Origin of the sequence: Sphingomonas molluscorum (assembly GCF_039522995.1) — a bacterium.
Taxonomy (GTDB): domain Bacteria; phylum Pseudomonadota; class Alphaproteobacteria; order Sphingomonadales; family Sphingomonadaceae; genus Sphingomonas; species Sphingomonas molluscorum.
Genome location: NZ_BAAAEL010000001.1, coordinates 862016 through 875087, shown reverse-complemented (window position 1 = coordinate 875087; position 13072 = coordinate 862016). Strand labels below are relative to the sequence as shown.

The 13072-nt window shown below is 71.8% G+C and carries 12 protein-coding genes; 7 read left to right on the top strand and 5 right to left on the bottom strand.

Annotated elements, in window-relative coordinates; all coding sequences use genetic code 11:
• Positions 1 to 335 precede the first annotated feature (335 nt).
• Complete coding sequence (locus tag ABDZ92_RS04170) at positions 336 to 899, bottom strand: peroxiredoxin (protein WP_241211886.1); 564 nt, start codon at positions 897 to 899, stop codon at positions 336 to 338.
• Between the two features lie 111 nt (positions 900 to 1010).
• Here ABDZ92_RS04170 and hisN point away from each other — a divergent pair, with 111 nt between their 5' ends.
• Positions 1011 to 1796, top strand: a complete 786-nt coding sequence (hisN, locus tag ABDZ92_RS04165; RefSeq protein ID WP_125961302.1) for a histidinol-phosphatase — start codon at positions 1011 to 1013, stop codon at positions 1794 to 1796.
• Between the two features lie 172 nt (positions 1797 to 1968).
• Here the strand turns inward: hisN and mscL are convergent, their stop codons facing one another.
• Positions 1969 to 2439: a large conductance mechanosensitive channel protein MscL gene (mscL, locus tag ABDZ92_RS04160; RefSeq protein WP_125961301.1), complete on the bottom strand. Its 471-nt coding sequence runs from the start codon at positions 2437 to 2439 to the stop codon at positions 1969 to 1971.
• Positions 2440 to 2521: 82 nt separating this feature from the next.
• Here mscL and ABDZ92_RS04155 point away from each other — a divergent pair, with 82 nt between their 5' ends.
• The 4 genes from ABDZ92_RS04155 to ABDZ92_RS04140 are packed head-to-tail and all read left to right on the top strand — an operon-like array spanning position 2522 to position 5227.
• A complete protein-coding gene (locus ABDZ92_RS04155) occupies positions 2522 to 3112 on the top strand; it encodes a LemA family protein (RefSeq protein ID WP_125961300.1) in 591 nt (196 codons plus the stop codon).
• Between the two features lie 8 nt (positions 3113 to 3120).
• A complete protein-coding gene (locus ABDZ92_RS04150) occupies positions 3121 to 4023 on the top strand; it encodes a TPM domain-containing protein (RefSeq protein WP_272695271.1) in 903 nt (300 codons plus the stop codon).
• Positions 4023 to 4694 carry a TPM domain-containing protein gene (locus ABDZ92_RS04145; protein ID WP_272695270.1) on the top strand — a complete coding sequence of 224 codons (672 nt, stop codon included), beginning with the start codon at positions 4023 to 4025 and terminating at the stop codon, positions 4692 to 4694. The genes ABDZ92_RS04150 and ABDZ92_RS04145 overlap by 1 nt, the downstream gene beginning before the upstream one ends.
• Positions 4691 to 5227, top strand: a complete 537-nt coding sequence (locus ABDZ92_RS04140; protein ID WP_125961298.1) for an NUDIX hydrolase — start codon at positions 4691 to 4693, stop codon at positions 5225 to 5227. The genes ABDZ92_RS04145 and ABDZ92_RS04140 overlap by 4 nt, the downstream gene beginning before the upstream one ends.
• Positions 5228 to 5247: 20 nt before the next feature.
• On the opposite strand, the gene ABDZ92_RS04135 is transcribed toward ABDZ92_RS04140, so the two are convergent.
• From ABDZ92_RS04135 to ABDZ92_RS04125, 3 genes are all read right to left on the bottom strand, one after another.
• Entirely contained in the window at positions 5248 to 5529 is a 282-nt protein-coding gene (locus ABDZ92_RS04135) for an ETC complex I subunit (protein ID WP_125961297.1), read from the bottom strand.
• A gap of 41 nt (positions 5530 to 5570) precedes the next feature.
• Positions 5571 to 8036, bottom strand: coding sequence for an ATP-dependent helicase HrpB (gene hrpB, locus ABDZ92_RS04130; RefSeq protein ID WP_125961296.1), 2466 nt, complete (start codon positions 8034 to 8036; stop codon positions 5571 to 5573).
• Positions 8037 to 8738: 702 nt separating this feature from the next.
• On the bottom strand, positions 8739 to 10370 hold the full coding sequence (locus ABDZ92_RS04125; protein WP_125961295.1) for an FAD-dependent monooxygenase: 1632 nt from the start codon (positions 10368 to 10370) through the stop codon (positions 8739 to 8741).
• A 123-nt stretch (positions 10371 to 10493) separates the two neighbouring features.
• Between ABDZ92_RS04125 and ABDZ92_RS04120 the strand changes: the two genes are divergently transcribed.
• Positions 10494 to 11585 carry an anhydro-N-acetylmuramic acid kinase gene (locus ABDZ92_RS04120; protein ID WP_125961294.1) on the top strand — a complete coding sequence of 364 codons (1092 nt, stop codon included), beginning with the start codon at positions 10494 to 10496 and terminating at the stop codon, positions 11583 to 11585.
• Positions 11586 to 11900: 315 nt separating this feature from the next.
• Positions 11901 to 13064 carry a hypothetical protein gene (locus ABDZ92_RS04115; protein ID WP_164521299.1) on the top strand — a complete coding sequence of 388 codons (1164 nt, stop codon included), beginning with the start codon at positions 11901 to 11903 and terminating at the stop codon, positions 13062 to 13064.
• Positions 13065 to 13072: the final 8 nt, after the last annotated feature.

Genomic DNA, 13072 nt, shown 5'->3' with positions numbered 1-13072 from the left:
GGTCTCCGGTTCGAAGGAGAAGCTGTCCCGGTCAGGCGACCGGGACGACCGATGCGGCGGCGCTGATCGTCAGCGAGGCGAAGGCGACGGCGGCGACGAGCGAAGCGAAGCTGAACTGCAGCGTCTGGAGACGGGTCGACATGGTGGAAACTCCCTGATCCTTTCGGCCGCCGGACCATCCGGCGATCGATGCGAGGGACTTTGCAGGGGTCGTGCCAATTTCCTAAGTGCTTGAAAACACGAGTACGGGAACAGCCGCCTGCATCATGTTGGCGAAAGTCACCGGGCGCTCGCGGTGTGATGCGCCACCAGTTGGTGCGTGGCGCGGCGGCGGGTCAGCTGCGCCCGCCACCGTGCTGGCGGTGCCAGCTCTGGACCGCCGCCAGCGTGCGCTGGACGTGCTCGAGCGGGCTGGCGTCGTCATGGGCGTAGAGGATGCGGCCGTCCGGCGCGATCACATAGCTGGTGCGGCTGGTGCGGACCGGCGCGTTCTTGCCCGGAGCCGGGCGGCCCAGCGCGACGTCATAGCCGCGCACCACGCGCGGGGTGGCGCTCGCCACCGCGAACTTGCCCGCGCAATGCTGGGCGGAGAACGCCTCCAGCTTGTCCAGCGGATCGGCCGACATGCCGATCACGGTGGCACCGGCGGCGCGGAAGTCGTCGACCGCCTCGGCAAAGGCGCGTGCCTCGGCATTGCAGCCGCCCGTGAAGGCGGCCGGGAAGAAGTAGAGCACCACCGGCCCCTTGCGGAGCTGCGAGCGCAGGTGGAGGGTGAAGGGCTTGCCCGCGATCGCGCCCTTGGCGACGAAGTCGGGCGCCTTGGCTCCCGGCGCGAGTGCCGCACTGGCGGGCGCGGCGAAGGGCAGCAGCAACGAAGCGATCAGCAGCATCGGACGCATGGTCGAACTCCCGCAGGACATGCGCCAGCCTAGCCGGGCGGCCGGGCGCCGTCACGCGGCTTCGCGCGGCTTGGTGGTTGGCGCGCGGCCGTGCCGGGGGTAGGGATGGGCATGGCCGTTTCCCAGACCGACATCGACCTCGCCCTGCGCCTCGCGGATGCCGCGGGCGCCGCGATCCGCCCCCGCTTCCGCACCGAGTTCGGGCTGGAGACCAAGGAGGACGCCTCCCCGGTGACGCTCGCCGACAAGGAGGCGGAGGCCGCCATGCGCCGGCTGCTGATCGCCGAGCGGCCGATGGACGGCATCCTGGGCGAGGAGGAAGGCGAGCGCGCCGGCACCAGCGGCCGGCAATGGGTGCTCGATCCGATCGACGGCACCCGCGCCTTTATCGCCGGACGGCCGATCTTCGGCACGCTGATCGCGCTGGTGGAGGACGGCTGGCCCGTGCTCGGCATCATCGACCAGCCGATCCTGCGCGAACGCTGGCTGGGGGTGGTGGGGCGCCCGACGACGCTCAACGGACAGGAGGCGCGCACCCGCCGCTGTCGCGACCTGGCCGACGCGCTGCTGGCGACGACCAGCCCCGCGCTGTTCACCGACGACCAGCTCCATGCGTTCGAGCATGTCGACGGGGCCGTGCGCAGCACCGTGCTGGGCGGCGACTGCTATAATTATGCGTGCCTGGCTTCCGGCCACCTCGACGTGGTGATCGAGGCGGGGCTGAAGCTCCACGACTTCGCCGCGCTGGTGCCGGTGGTGGAGGGTGCTGGCGGGCGCATGTGCGACTGGGCGGGCGACCCGCTCCACGCGGCCAGCAACGGCGAGGTCATCGCCGCGGGCGACCCGGCGCGAATCGAGGAACTGGTCGAGGCGCTCGCCTGCCGCGGCGGGCACTGAGGGGCGGGGCCCCTCTCTTCCGTTTGCCCTGAATAGCCGTCGAGTAGCTGCGCCAGCAGCGTATCGAGGCGACGTATCGAAGGGCGGGCGCCTGGGGCGGTACCTCGATACGAGCCCTCGACACGCTCCTGCGGAGCTGCTCGGTCTCTACTCGGCACGAACGGTTCGGCGTTTACGCGCCCGCATCGTCCCTGCGCGCGCGCAGCTCGTCGCGGATCTCGCGCAGCAGCGCCACTTCGGGCGGATCGGCGGCGGGGGGTGCGGTGCCGGTCTTCTGCTCCTCGTGCACGACCGCGATCGCGCGGTTCACGAACTTCACCAGCAGGAAGACGATGAAGGCGAGGATGATGAAGTTGATCACCACGCTCACGAACTGGCCATAGCCGAACAGCGGCACGCCGGCGGCCTTGAGCGCGGCGTAGTTGTCGGGCGAGCCGGTGTAGGTGGCGGGGATCGGCCCCAGGCGCAGGAAATAGCTCGAGAAATCGAAGCCGCCGAACAGCCAGCCGATCACCGGCATGATCATGTCGTCGGTCAGCGACTTGGTGATGGTGCCGAACGCGGCGCCGATGATGACGCCGACCGCCAGGTCGAGCACGTTGCCGCGCGCCACGAACTTTCGGAACTCGTGCAACAGCGTCATGAATCCCTCGTTGATCGATTGCCCTTCGCGGAGCGTTCCTGCCCCGCTACAAGTGACGATGGCAAGGCTTGAGGAGAGACAGATGCGCTTTCGGACGATGCTGACGATGCTGGGTGCGGGGCTGCTCGCGGCTTGCGGGGTGAACAGCGTCCCGACCGCCGAGGAGAACGTGAACGCGAAGTGGGGCGAGGTGCAGAACCAGTACCAGCGCCGCGCCGACCTGGTTCCCAATCTGGTCGCGACCGTGAAGGGCTATGCCGCCCATGAATCCGGTACGCTGACCAAGGTGACCGAGGCACGCGCGCGTGCCACCTCGATCAACATCACCACCGACGACCTGTCCGACCCGCAGCAGTTCGAGAAGTTCAGCCAGGCGCAGAACCAGCTGACCCAGGCGCTGGGCCAGCTGCGCACGGTGGTGGAGGCCTATCCGCAGCTGACGGCCAACCAGAATTTCATGGCGCTCCAGAGCCAGCTGGAAGGCACCGAGAACCGCATCGCGATCGCGCGGCGCGACTATAACGAGGCGGTGCAGGCCTATAACACCCGCATCCGCACCTTCCCCGACGCGGTGGGCGCGCGCATCTTCTATGGCGCCAAGCCCAAGGTGCCGTTCCAGGCGCAGGCGGGCGCGGAGACCGCACCCACGGTCAACTTCGGCAACGCCAGCTGAGCCGGGCCATGGCGCTGGTTCGGCTGCTGCTGGCGACGCTGCTCGCGCTGGGAAGCGCGGGCGCGGCGCAGGCGCAGGACTTTCCCCAGTTCACCGGCTTCGTGGTGGATGCGGCGAACGTCCTGCCGCCCGACCAGGAGGCGGCGCTCACCCAGAAGCTCGACCAGCTCCAGCAGCAGACCAACCACCAGCTGGTGGTGGCGACGGTGCCGGACCTGCAGGGCTATCCGATCGAGGATTATGGCTATCGGCTGGGCCGGGCCTGGGCGGTGGGCCTGAAGGACGCCGACAATGGCGCGATCCTGCTGGTGGCCCCCAACGAGCGCAAGGTGCGCCTCGAGGTCGGCTACGGCCTGGAGCCGGTGCTGACCGACGCCTATTCGAGCGTCGTCATCAACGGCACGATCCTGCCGCGGTTCAAGGCGGGCGACCTGGCGGGCGGGATCGTCGCGGGCGCCGATGCGCTGGCGACGCAGCTGTCGCTGCCGGACGCCGACGCGCAGGCGCGGGCCAAGGCGGCGGCCGCCGAATATGACCGCACCCACAGCACCGCGGCCAAGCGCGGCAACGGCGGCGGCTTCCCCCTGGGGCTGGTGTTCTGGGGCATGGTGCTGCTGTTCGTGCTGCTGTCGATGTTCCGCGGCCGGGGTGGCCGGAGCGGGAGCGGAGGCAAGTGGCGCGGGCGGCGCTATCGCTCGCGGGGCGGCGGCGGCAGCGACTGGCCGATCGTGCTGTGGACCATCGCCAATGCGATCGAACACGGCTCGCGCGACGACGACGACCGCGGCGGCTGGGGCGGTTGGGGCGGTGGCGGTGGCGGCGGCTCCGGCGGTGGCGGCTGGGGCGGCGGCGGCTTCGGCGGCGGCGGCGGCGGGTCGTTCGGCGGCGGCGGCGCTTCGGGGAGCTGGTGATGCATCTGAGCAAACAGGATCATGCGGCGGTCACGGCCGCCGTGGCCGCGGCGGAGCGCGGCACGGACGGCGAGATCGTGACGGTGGTCGCGGGCCGATCCGACTCGTACCACGACGTGGCGCTGCACTGGGCGGTGCTGGCGATGCTGCTGGTGCTGGCGCTGCTGTCGGTGTGGCCCGGCATGGCGGCGGCATTGTATGAGCGGGTGTTCGATCCCTGGACACAGGTGGTGCACCCGAGCGTGCTGCTGCTGATCGCGCTGCTGCTCCAGACGCTGGCGTTCCTTGTCGTTCGGCTGCTGCTCGCCATCCCGAAGCTGCGGATCGCGATGACGCCCGGTGCCACCAAGACGCGGCGGGTGCGCAGGCGGGCGGTGGGGCTGTTCCGCACCGCGGCGGAGAAGCGCACGCGTGCGCGCACCGGCGTGCTGCTCTACCTGTCGCTGGCCGAGCACCGTGCCGAGCTGATCGCCGACGAGGCCATCCACGCCAAGGTCGCGCCCGAGGTGTGGGGCGAGGCGATGGCGGCGCTGGTCGCCTCCGTGCGCGAGGGGCGCGTCGGCGAGGGCATGGCGCGCGCGGTCGAGCAGGTGGGCGTGGTGCTCGCCGAGCACTTCCCGCGCAGCGCCGACGACATCAACGAACTACCGGACCGATTGATCGAACTATGACCAAGGATGCGAATCTCCCCGTCGAGACGATGTGGGAGGGCAAGTACATCGTCGCCAAGAAGCAGGGGACGTGGGAATATGTGGGCCGGGCCCGCGGCATCGAGGCGGCGGTGATCCTGGCGGTGGACGACGAGGGCTGCGTGCTGCTGGTCGACCAGTTCCGCATGCCGCTGGGCAAGCGCTGCCTGGAGCTGCCGGCCGGACTGATCGGCGACGACGTCGCGGGCGAAGGGGCCGAGATCGCCGCCGCGCGCGAGCTGGAGGAGGAGACGGGCTATCGCCCCGGCAAGATCGAGCCGGTGGGCATGTTCCATTCCTCGCCCGGCATGGTCTCCGAAGGCTTTACGCTAATGCGGGCGACCGAGCTGGTGAAGACCGGCGAGGGCGGCGGCGTCGACGGTGAAGACATCACCGTCCACCGGGTGCCGCTCGCCGAGGTCGAGTCCTTCATCGCCGCCAAGCGCGCCGAAGGCTTCGCGATGGACGTGAAGCTGCTGCTGCTGCTGGGCGCCGGGATCCTGGCGGGGCGGTAAGCGCCGCCCCCGCCCCCGGCTTAGCGGAAGTTGTCGGCGTAGGCCTGGAGCTTGAGCTTGCGCTCGGGCGCCGGGACGACGTGATAGGTCAGGCCCTGCTTTTCGGCATAGGCCCGGGCCGCTTCCGCCGTCGGGAAGGTCAGGCGGACCTGGTCGCGGGTGTCGCCCGAGCCGGCCCAGCCGGTCAGCGGATCCGGCTGCTTGGGCTCGGTGGACTCGAACTCCAGGACCCACATGTCGGTGCGGGCGCGGCCGGACTGGGTGGAATTCTTGGGGCGCTGGTAGATACGGGCGGACGGCACAAGCTTCTCCACGCGGGAAATGGGGTTCGTTGTCAAACGCTCTAACGCCCCTCGCGCGCCCGCGCATCCGCATTTTTGGTGCGCAGCGTCGCGGAGGCCGAGGCGGGATCGTCGGGCCAGGGGTGGCGGGGGTAGCGGCCGCGCATCTCCTTGGCCACCGCCGCCCAGCTGCCGGCCCAGAAGCCGGGCAGGTCGCGGGTCGTCTGGATCGGGCGGCCGGCGGGTGAGGTGAGGCTCAAGACCAGCGGCACCGCACCGCCGGCAACGGTCGGGTGGCGGGCGAGGCCGAAGAGCGCCTGGGGGCGCAGCTCGACGCGCGGACCGCCCTCGGCACCATAGTCGATCGCGTGGGTGGAGCCGGCGGGGCTTTCGAAGCGGGCGGGAGCGAGGCGGCGGACGGCCTGCATCGCGTCCCAGCCGGCGAGCGACTCCAGGGCTTGCGTCAGAGCGGACGGTGCGATCGCGTCGAGGCGGCGCTTGCCCGAGAGGAGCGGCGGCAGCCATTCGTCGAGGCGGTCGAGCAGCACCGCGTCCGACAAGGGATCGTCGATGCCGCCCATCTCGGCCGCGAACCGCGCGCGGGCGCGCAGGGCGGCTGCGTCGTCGCCCCAGGGCAGGAGGGCGAGGCCGTGGGTGCGGACCCCCTCCAGCAGCGCGGCCTCGATCTCGGTTGCCGAAGCGGCGCTGTCGGGGCCGGAGCTCAGCCGCAGGGCGCCGAGCGCGCGGGCGCGCACGGCGCTGATCGCGCCGGTGGCGGGATCGAAGGCGACATCGCGGCGCACGGCGATGCGGTCGCCGAACAGCGACTCGATCGTGGCGAGGTCGAGCGCGGCGGCCGAGAGGATGCGCGCGCCCGAGGCGGCGCCCTGCGTCTCCGCGACCGCGAGCCATTCGGCACTGGCGAGCGGCGAGGTGGGGTCGAGGCGGAAGCCGCGGCCGCCGACGCTCGCCCAATGTTCGCCGGTCGCGTCACGGCGGCGAGCGACGCGGTCGGGGAAGGCGAGCGCGACGCAGGTGGCGAGCGCTTGCGGGTCACGTTCCGCGGGCGGGGCTGCGGGGACGAGCCTTGCCCAGCGTTGCGCCATGCGGCGGCCGGCTTCGGCACGCTGGCCGCGCTCGGTGCGCCAGCGGCGGTGGCGCAGTTCGAGGTCGGCGTCCTGGCCGCCCAACCCGCGCTCGCCGAGCAGCACCGCGACTTCGGCGGCGACCTGGGCGAGGCCGCGCTCGCCGGCGCGCACCAGCATGTGGCCGAGGCGCGGGGGGAGCGGGAGGGAGGCGATGACGGCGCCGTGCGGCGTCGGTCGGCCGTCGGCGTCGATCGCCTCCAGCGTGGCGAGGCGCGCCTTTGCCTCGGCGATGGCGGCGGCAGGCGGCGGATCGAGCCAGCGCAGCGTGGTGGGATCGGTGACGCCCCAGCGCGCGCAGTCGAGCACCAGCGCGGAGAGGTCCGCCTCCAGGATCTCGGGCGGGTCGAAGCGCGGTAGCCCGGCGGTGGCGGCGGCCTCCCACAGGCGGTAGGCGACGCCCGGCCGCTGGCGCGCGGCGCGGCCGGCGCGCTGGGTGACGGCGGCCTGGCTGGCGCGCTCCGTCACCAGCCGGGTCATGCCGGCGGCGCGATCGTAGCGCGGGCGGCGGGCGAGGCCGGAGTCGACCACGGTCGAGATGCCGTCGAGGGTCAGCGAGGTCTCGGCAATGGCGGTGGCGAGGACGAGCTTGCGGCGGCCTTCCGGATCGGGGGCGATCGCGGCGCGCTGCTGGCCGGGCTCCAGGCTGCCGTGCAGGCGGTGGAGGACGATGTCGGGGCCCAGGCCCTCCAGCCGCTCGGCCGTGCGCTCGATCTCGCCGACGCCGGGCAGGAAGGCGAGGACGCCGCCGTCGGTGTCGGCGAGCGCGGTGCGGATCGCGCGGACCATGCCGTCCTCGATCCGCTGTTCGGCGGCGCGGCCGAGGTGGCGGAGCTCCAGCGGGTGGCTGCGGCCCTCGCTCTCCACCACTGGCGCGTGGTCGAGCAGCCGGGCGAAGCGGGCGCCGTCGAGGGTCGCCGACATGGCGACGATGCGCAGGTCCGGCCGCAGCCCCGCCTGGGCGTCGAGCGCGAGGGCGAGGCCGAAGTCGCTGTCGAGGCTGCGTTCGTGAACCTCGTCGAACAGCACCGCCGAGATGCCGGCGAGTTCGGGATCGGCCTGGATGCGGGCGACGAAGATCCCCTCGGTCACCACCGTCACCCGCGTCGCGGCCGAGCGGCGGCTGTCCATGCGGGTGGCGTAGCCGAAGGTGCGGCCGACGGGTTCGCCGGCAAGTGCTGCCATGCGCTCGGCAGCGGCGCGGGCGGCGATGCGGCGGGGGGAGAGGAGCAGGACCTCGCCAGTGCACCAGGGCTGATCGAGGAGCGCGGGGGCGACCGCGGTGGTCTTGCCGGCGCCGGGCGGGGCGACCAGCACGGCGCTGCTGCGCGCGGCGAGGTGGCCGAGCAGGGCGGGCAGGACGGCGTGGATCGGCAGGGTCATCGCGCGAAAGGTTAGTCGAAAGTTAGTCCAAGATGCGGGGGCGCACCGGCTGCCCGGAGGGGTAGCGTGGCGGCTCCATGCCATGGTTTGGCGGGGTAGGACAGCGGCAGGGCCGGGAGGGTGTACCCCGGCGGAGGCCGGCGTCCAGGTGGGGGCGGTTCGCTGGAGCCGCGGGTGTTTCCCAACTGGGCCCCGGCCTCCGCCGGGGTACGCAGAAGGGGGGGCGGCTGCGCATCGTGATGTGTCCCCGCGCAGGTGGGGATGCAGGGCCGAGCAGAGCAACGTGCGTGGCGCGTGGGACCCTGGGCTCCTGCTTTCGCAGGAGCACGAGGCGGGTGCGGTTCGATGGCGCCGTACCCCGGCGGAGGCCGGCGTCCAGGTGGGGGCGGTTCGCTGGAGCCGCGGGTGTTTCCCAACTGGGCCCCGGCCTCCGCCGGGGTACGCAGAAGGGGGGTGCGGCTGCGCATCGTGACGTATCCCCGCGCAGGTGGGGATCCAGGGCCGCGCAGAGCAACGTGGGTGGCGCGTGGGACCCTGGGCTCCCGCCTTCGCGGGAGCACGAGCGGCGGTGCGGTTTGATGCCTCTGTACCCCGGCGGAGGCTGGGGTCCAGGTGGGGGTGGTTCGCTGGAGCCGCGGGCGTTTCCCGACTGGGCCGCGGCCTTCGTCGGGGTACGTAGAAAGAGCGGTGGGCGCCGGCGCCTCAGCGGGGGAGAGCGCCTAGTCTGCGGAGGACGGCGGTGCAGGCGGGGAGGTCGAGGCTTTCGGCGCGCCAGGCGAGGACGCCGTCGGGGCGGACCAGGAGCAGGGCCTGGGCGTGTTCGTCGGCGAGGCCGTAGCGGTCGAACAGGTCGGCGCGCTCCAGGCGCTCGACGGCGCCATGGGCGCCGGCCGTCATGCGGGCGAGCAGGTGGGTCGCCACGCGATCGCCGGAAAGGCGCGCGAGCGCGTCTGCGAGGGTGCCCGCCTCGACGGCCGAGAGGCGGCGGCGGGAGAGGGCGAGGACGTGGAAGCGATAGCCCGCGAGCAGATCGAAAAGGTCGCGGTGGCGGGTGAGCTGGGCATTGGGGGCGCGCTCGCCCGGGCGCGGCGCGGGGCCGCGGGGCAGCTCCGCGACGGCGGGATTGGGCGGATAGGCGATGTCGATCTGGGCGAAGCGGCGGAAGGCGCGGTCCTGGACCACGTCGAGCGCGGAGGCCGGGCCCACCAGCATCGGCGCGAGCGCGTCGCGCAGCCAGGCGCGCCAGCCGACCTGGCCGGCGGCGGCGTTGAAGATGCGGTCGGTGAAGCGCAGCACCTCCTGCGCGATGGGCAGGCGCTCGCTGCCATAGCTGTCGAGCAGCGGCTCCGACGCGCCGCCGCGCAGCACCGAGACGAGCTTCCAGGCGAGGTTGGCGGCATCCTGCAGGCCGGTGTTCATGCCCTGGCCGCCGGCGGGCGAATGGATGTGGGCGGCGTCGCCCGCGACGAAAACCGGGCCGACGCGGTAGCGATCGACCACCCGGTGGTGGCTGCGGAAGCGCGTCAGCCATTCGGGGCGGGAGAGGGTGACGGGAAGGCAGGCCGCCTCCGCAAAGGCCGACTGAAGCTCGGCGAGGGTGAGCTCCGGGGCGGCGTGCTCGTCCGGGCGGGCGTGCAGGTCGGTCGCCATCACCCGGGACAGGCCGGTGCCGTCGAGCGGGAAATAGAGGCCGATGCGATCGGCATGGACGAAGACGCGGAAGCGGTCGTGGTCGAGCGGCCAGTCGACCGCGACGTCTCCCAGCAGGAAGTTCTGCGGATAGGGCGCACCTTCGAACCGCAGGTCGAGCGCGTGGCGGACGATGCTGTGCGCGCCGTCCGCGCCGATCACGTAGCGGGCATGAAGGGTGGTGACGGTGCCGGATGCCTCCTGCGCCTCCACACGGACGCCGTCCGGGTCGACGGCGAGGCCGGTCACCTCCACCTCCCGCTCCACCGTCAGCCAGGCGTCGTCGAGCGCGTCGAGCAGCACCGCCTCGGTCTCCGCCTGGGGCAGCATCAGGATGAAGCGGTACGGCGTGTCCGGCGAACTGGCATGGTCGAAATCGAGCCCGCCCACCCACTCGCCCGAGACGTGGAAGCCGATGCCGCTGTCGATCACGCCGCGCTGGAGCAGCGTGTCGGCGAGGCCGAGGCTGGCGAACAGCTCCAGCGTGCGGGCGGAGACGGCGAAGGCGCGGGACTCGCGGGACGGCTGGGCGGCGCGATCGACGATGCGGACGTCGATCCCCTGTCGTCGGAGCAGCAGCGCCGCCATGAGGCCGGTCGGCCCTGCGCCCACCACCAGCACTTCGCACCGATCGCCGTCCGACATGGTCCTGTCTCCACGCTGGCATCGCTTTGCGCGCTGTGCTTTGGATCGGGGCAACAGCGCCGTGGCCCCAAGCTATCGCGGGTCGGGCGGCGCGGCGAGCGGCGATTTGGGTGGAGAGCGGCAATGCGCGTGCTGGGATATATGAGCGGCACTTCGCTGGACGGCGTCGATGCCGCGATCCTGGAGACGGACGGCGAGGGCGTCACCGGCTTCGGCCCCGCGCTGATGCTGCCGTTCGGCGCCGGGGAGCGCCGGGTGCTGGTGCAGGCGACCGAGGATGCGATCGCGAGCGACGGCCACGGCCCGCGCCCGGCGAGCTTTGCCGAGGCGGAGCGGGTGATCCACGACTTCCATGTCCGCGCCGCGCGCGAGCTGCTGGCGCAGCCGGACGCGGGCACGATCGAGCTGGTGGGCTTCCACGGGCAGACGGTGCTGCACCGGCCCGAGCGCAAGCTGTCGATCCAGCTGGGCGATCCCGATGCGCTGGCGGTGGCGCTGGGCGTGCCGGTGGTCGCGGACCTGCGCCAGGCGGATCTGGCGGCGGGCGGGCAGGGCGCACCGCTGGCGCCGATCTACCATGCGGCGCTGGCGGAGTGGGCCGGGTGTGCGCGGCCGGTCGCATTTCTCAACATCGGCGGGGTCGCGAACGTGACCGCGATCGCGCGCGACGGGAGTGTGGCGGCGTTCGACGTGGGGCCGGGCAACGGCCTGATCGACCAGCTGGTGCAGGCGCGCGGGCTGGGCCGCTATGACGAGGGCGGGCGGCTGGCGGCGGCCGGAACCGTCGACCGCGGCGTGGTCGAGCGGCTGATGGCGAGCCCGTACTTCACCCGCACCGGCGCCAAGTCGCTCGACCGCTACGACTTTCCGCTCGATGCGGTGGCGGAGCTGTCGGACGCGGATGCGGCGGCGACGCTGACGGCGTTCACGGTCGCGGCGGTGGTGGCGTGCCGGGCGCAGCTGGGCGAGGCGGCGGCGGACTGGCACTGGATCGTGTGCGGCGGCGGGCGGCACAATCCGGTGATGATGGCGATGCTGGCGGATGCGCTGGGCCGGGTGGATTCGTCCGATACGCTGGGCATGCGCGGCGACTTCATCGAGGCGGAGGCGTTCGCGTACCTCGCGGCGCGATCGGTGCGGGGGCTGGCGATCTCCTTCCCCGGCACGACCGGCGCGCCCGAGGCGATGACGGGCGGGGTGACGTACCGGGGCTAGGGTATGAGCCCGGACCGGAGCGCCAGCATTGCGTGACGCAGTGCTCCCCGGTTTTCTCTCGAGCCCGACGGCGCGCGATCGCAAGTCGCGACCCCCTTCACTTTCCCGCCGGGACATATCGGGGCATGTCGGGACACGACACCGCTTCGGTTTCGACAGGATCTTCCCGCGACGGGAGAGGTGTCCGAGCCGAAAGGGACTGGGGAATAGGGGGGTAGGATCATGTTTTCGCGTATCGCCGTACTGCTGCTTTTGGCCTGGACTACTGCCGGGCGAGCCGAGACGCCGCCCGCGTCGGTTCCTTTTTCCGAGCGGTTGACCCAAGCGCACACGGCGCTGCGCGTCGATGCCGAAGGATTGCATGGGCCGGGCTCCACCGTCCTGGCGGATGCCGTTGCGCGAGCGCAGTATGTGATGATCGGCGAATATCATCTTTCGCGCGAGATACCCCTGTTCGCGACGGGCGTCTGCCGGATCATGGCACCATCGGGATTGCGCGCCTTTGTCGTCGAGACCGGCCCCGAAGTCGCCGCGATGGTCGACAGCCAGCTCCGCCGCCCGGATCGGGAGGGACGCATTGCGGCGTTCGTCCGAGCACATCCGCATGCGATCGCCTTCCAGGACAGCCGCGACGAAAGCCAGATGGCGGCGCGATGCGCGCAGATGGCCGGGCCCGACTTCGCGCTCTGGGGGCTCGACCAGGAGTTTCTCGGATCCGGCGGCTTTCTTCTCGAGCGGATGCTGGACGCCAAACCCGGTCCTCTCTCCCGCGCCGCCATCGAGCGACTGGTGGCATTCGATCGCACCGCCACCGCCAAAGCGCTGCAATCGGGATCGATCGTCGACTTGTTCCTCATCCAGGTCAGCGATCAACAGCTTGGCGAAGCCCGTGCCGCGATCGAACGGGACGGCGGCGTGCGCGTGAAGCGGCTGTTTCGCGCCCTGACCGAGACGCGCGCGATCTATCTCGGCCAGGACGTGGACGGCTTCTCTTCCAACGGGCGGCGTGCGCGCCTGATGAAGCAGACGCTTGTCGATCATCTCAAGGCGACGCCCGGCACCGGCAAGCTGCTCTTCAAATTCGGCGACGTTCATGCCGCCAAGGGCTTCAACACGCTCGGCCAGCGCGACCTCGGCAACTTCGTCGCCGAACGCGCGGACGGGGAAGGCACGTCGTCGCTGCACATCGCGGTCTATGGCGCGAAGGGGATCCTGCCGTCCTATGACGAGGTCGGCCGGCCGCTCAAAACCGCACCGTTCGACCTGGCCGATGATCCCCATTATGCCTGGCTGAAGGCAGCCGTTCCGACAGGAGCCCAGGCCGCTACCAGCGGCGAATGGACGGTGATCGATCTGCGGACCCTGCGCGCCAACCCGCCCGCGGACATGCCCGATGCCTGGCGAGAAGCTGCCCGCCAGTTCGACCTGCTCGTGCTCGCACCCACATTGTCGCCGACCACGACCTTGGGGTTGCAGTAGGCGTCGTA

What these genes read in the sequence shown, in the direction of transcription:
- ABDZ92_RS04170 (WP_241211886.1), bottom strand. Translation starts at nt 899, where the DNA reads ATGCGTCCGATGCTGCTGATCGCTTCGTTGCTGCTGCCCTTCGCCGCG.
- hisN (WP_125961302.1), top strand. Translation starts at nt 1,011, where the DNA reads ATGGCCGTTTCCCAGACCGACATCGACCTCGCCCTGCGCCTCGCGGAT.
- mscL (WP_125961301.1), bottom strand. Translation starts at nt 2,439, where the DNA reads ATGACGCTGTTGCACGAGTTCCGAAAGTTCGTGGCGCGCGGCAACGTG.
- ABDZ92_RS04155 (WP_125961300.1), top strand. Translation starts at nt 2,522, where the DNA reads ATGCGCTTTCGGACGATGCTGACGATGCTGGGTGCGGGGCTGCTCGCG.
- ABDZ92_RS04150 (WP_272695271.1), top strand. Translation starts at nt 3,121, where the DNA reads ATGGCGCTGGTTCGGCTGCTGCTGGCGACGCTGCTCGCGCTGGGAAGC.
- ABDZ92_RS04145 (WP_272695270.1), top strand. Translation starts at nt 4,023, where the DNA reads ATGCATCTGAGCAAACAGGATCATGCGGCGGTCACGGCCGCCGTGGCC.
- ABDZ92_RS04140 (WP_125961298.1), top strand. Translation starts at nt 4,691, where the DNA reads ATGACCAAGGATGCGAATCTCCCCGTCGAGACGATGTGGGAGGGCAAG.
- hrpB (WP_125961296.1), bottom strand. Translation starts at nt 8,036, where the DNA reads ATGACCCTGCCGATCCACGCCGTCCTGCCCGCCCTGCTCGGCCACCTC.
- ABDZ92_RS04125 (WP_125961295.1), bottom strand. Translation starts at nt 10,370, where the DNA reads ATGTCGGACGGCGATCGGTGCGAAGTGCTGGTGGTGGGCGCAGGGCCG.
- ABDZ92_RS04120 (WP_125961294.1), top strand. Translation starts at nt 10,494, where the DNA reads ATGCGCGTGCTGGGATATATGAGCGGCACTTCGCTGGACGGCGTCGAT.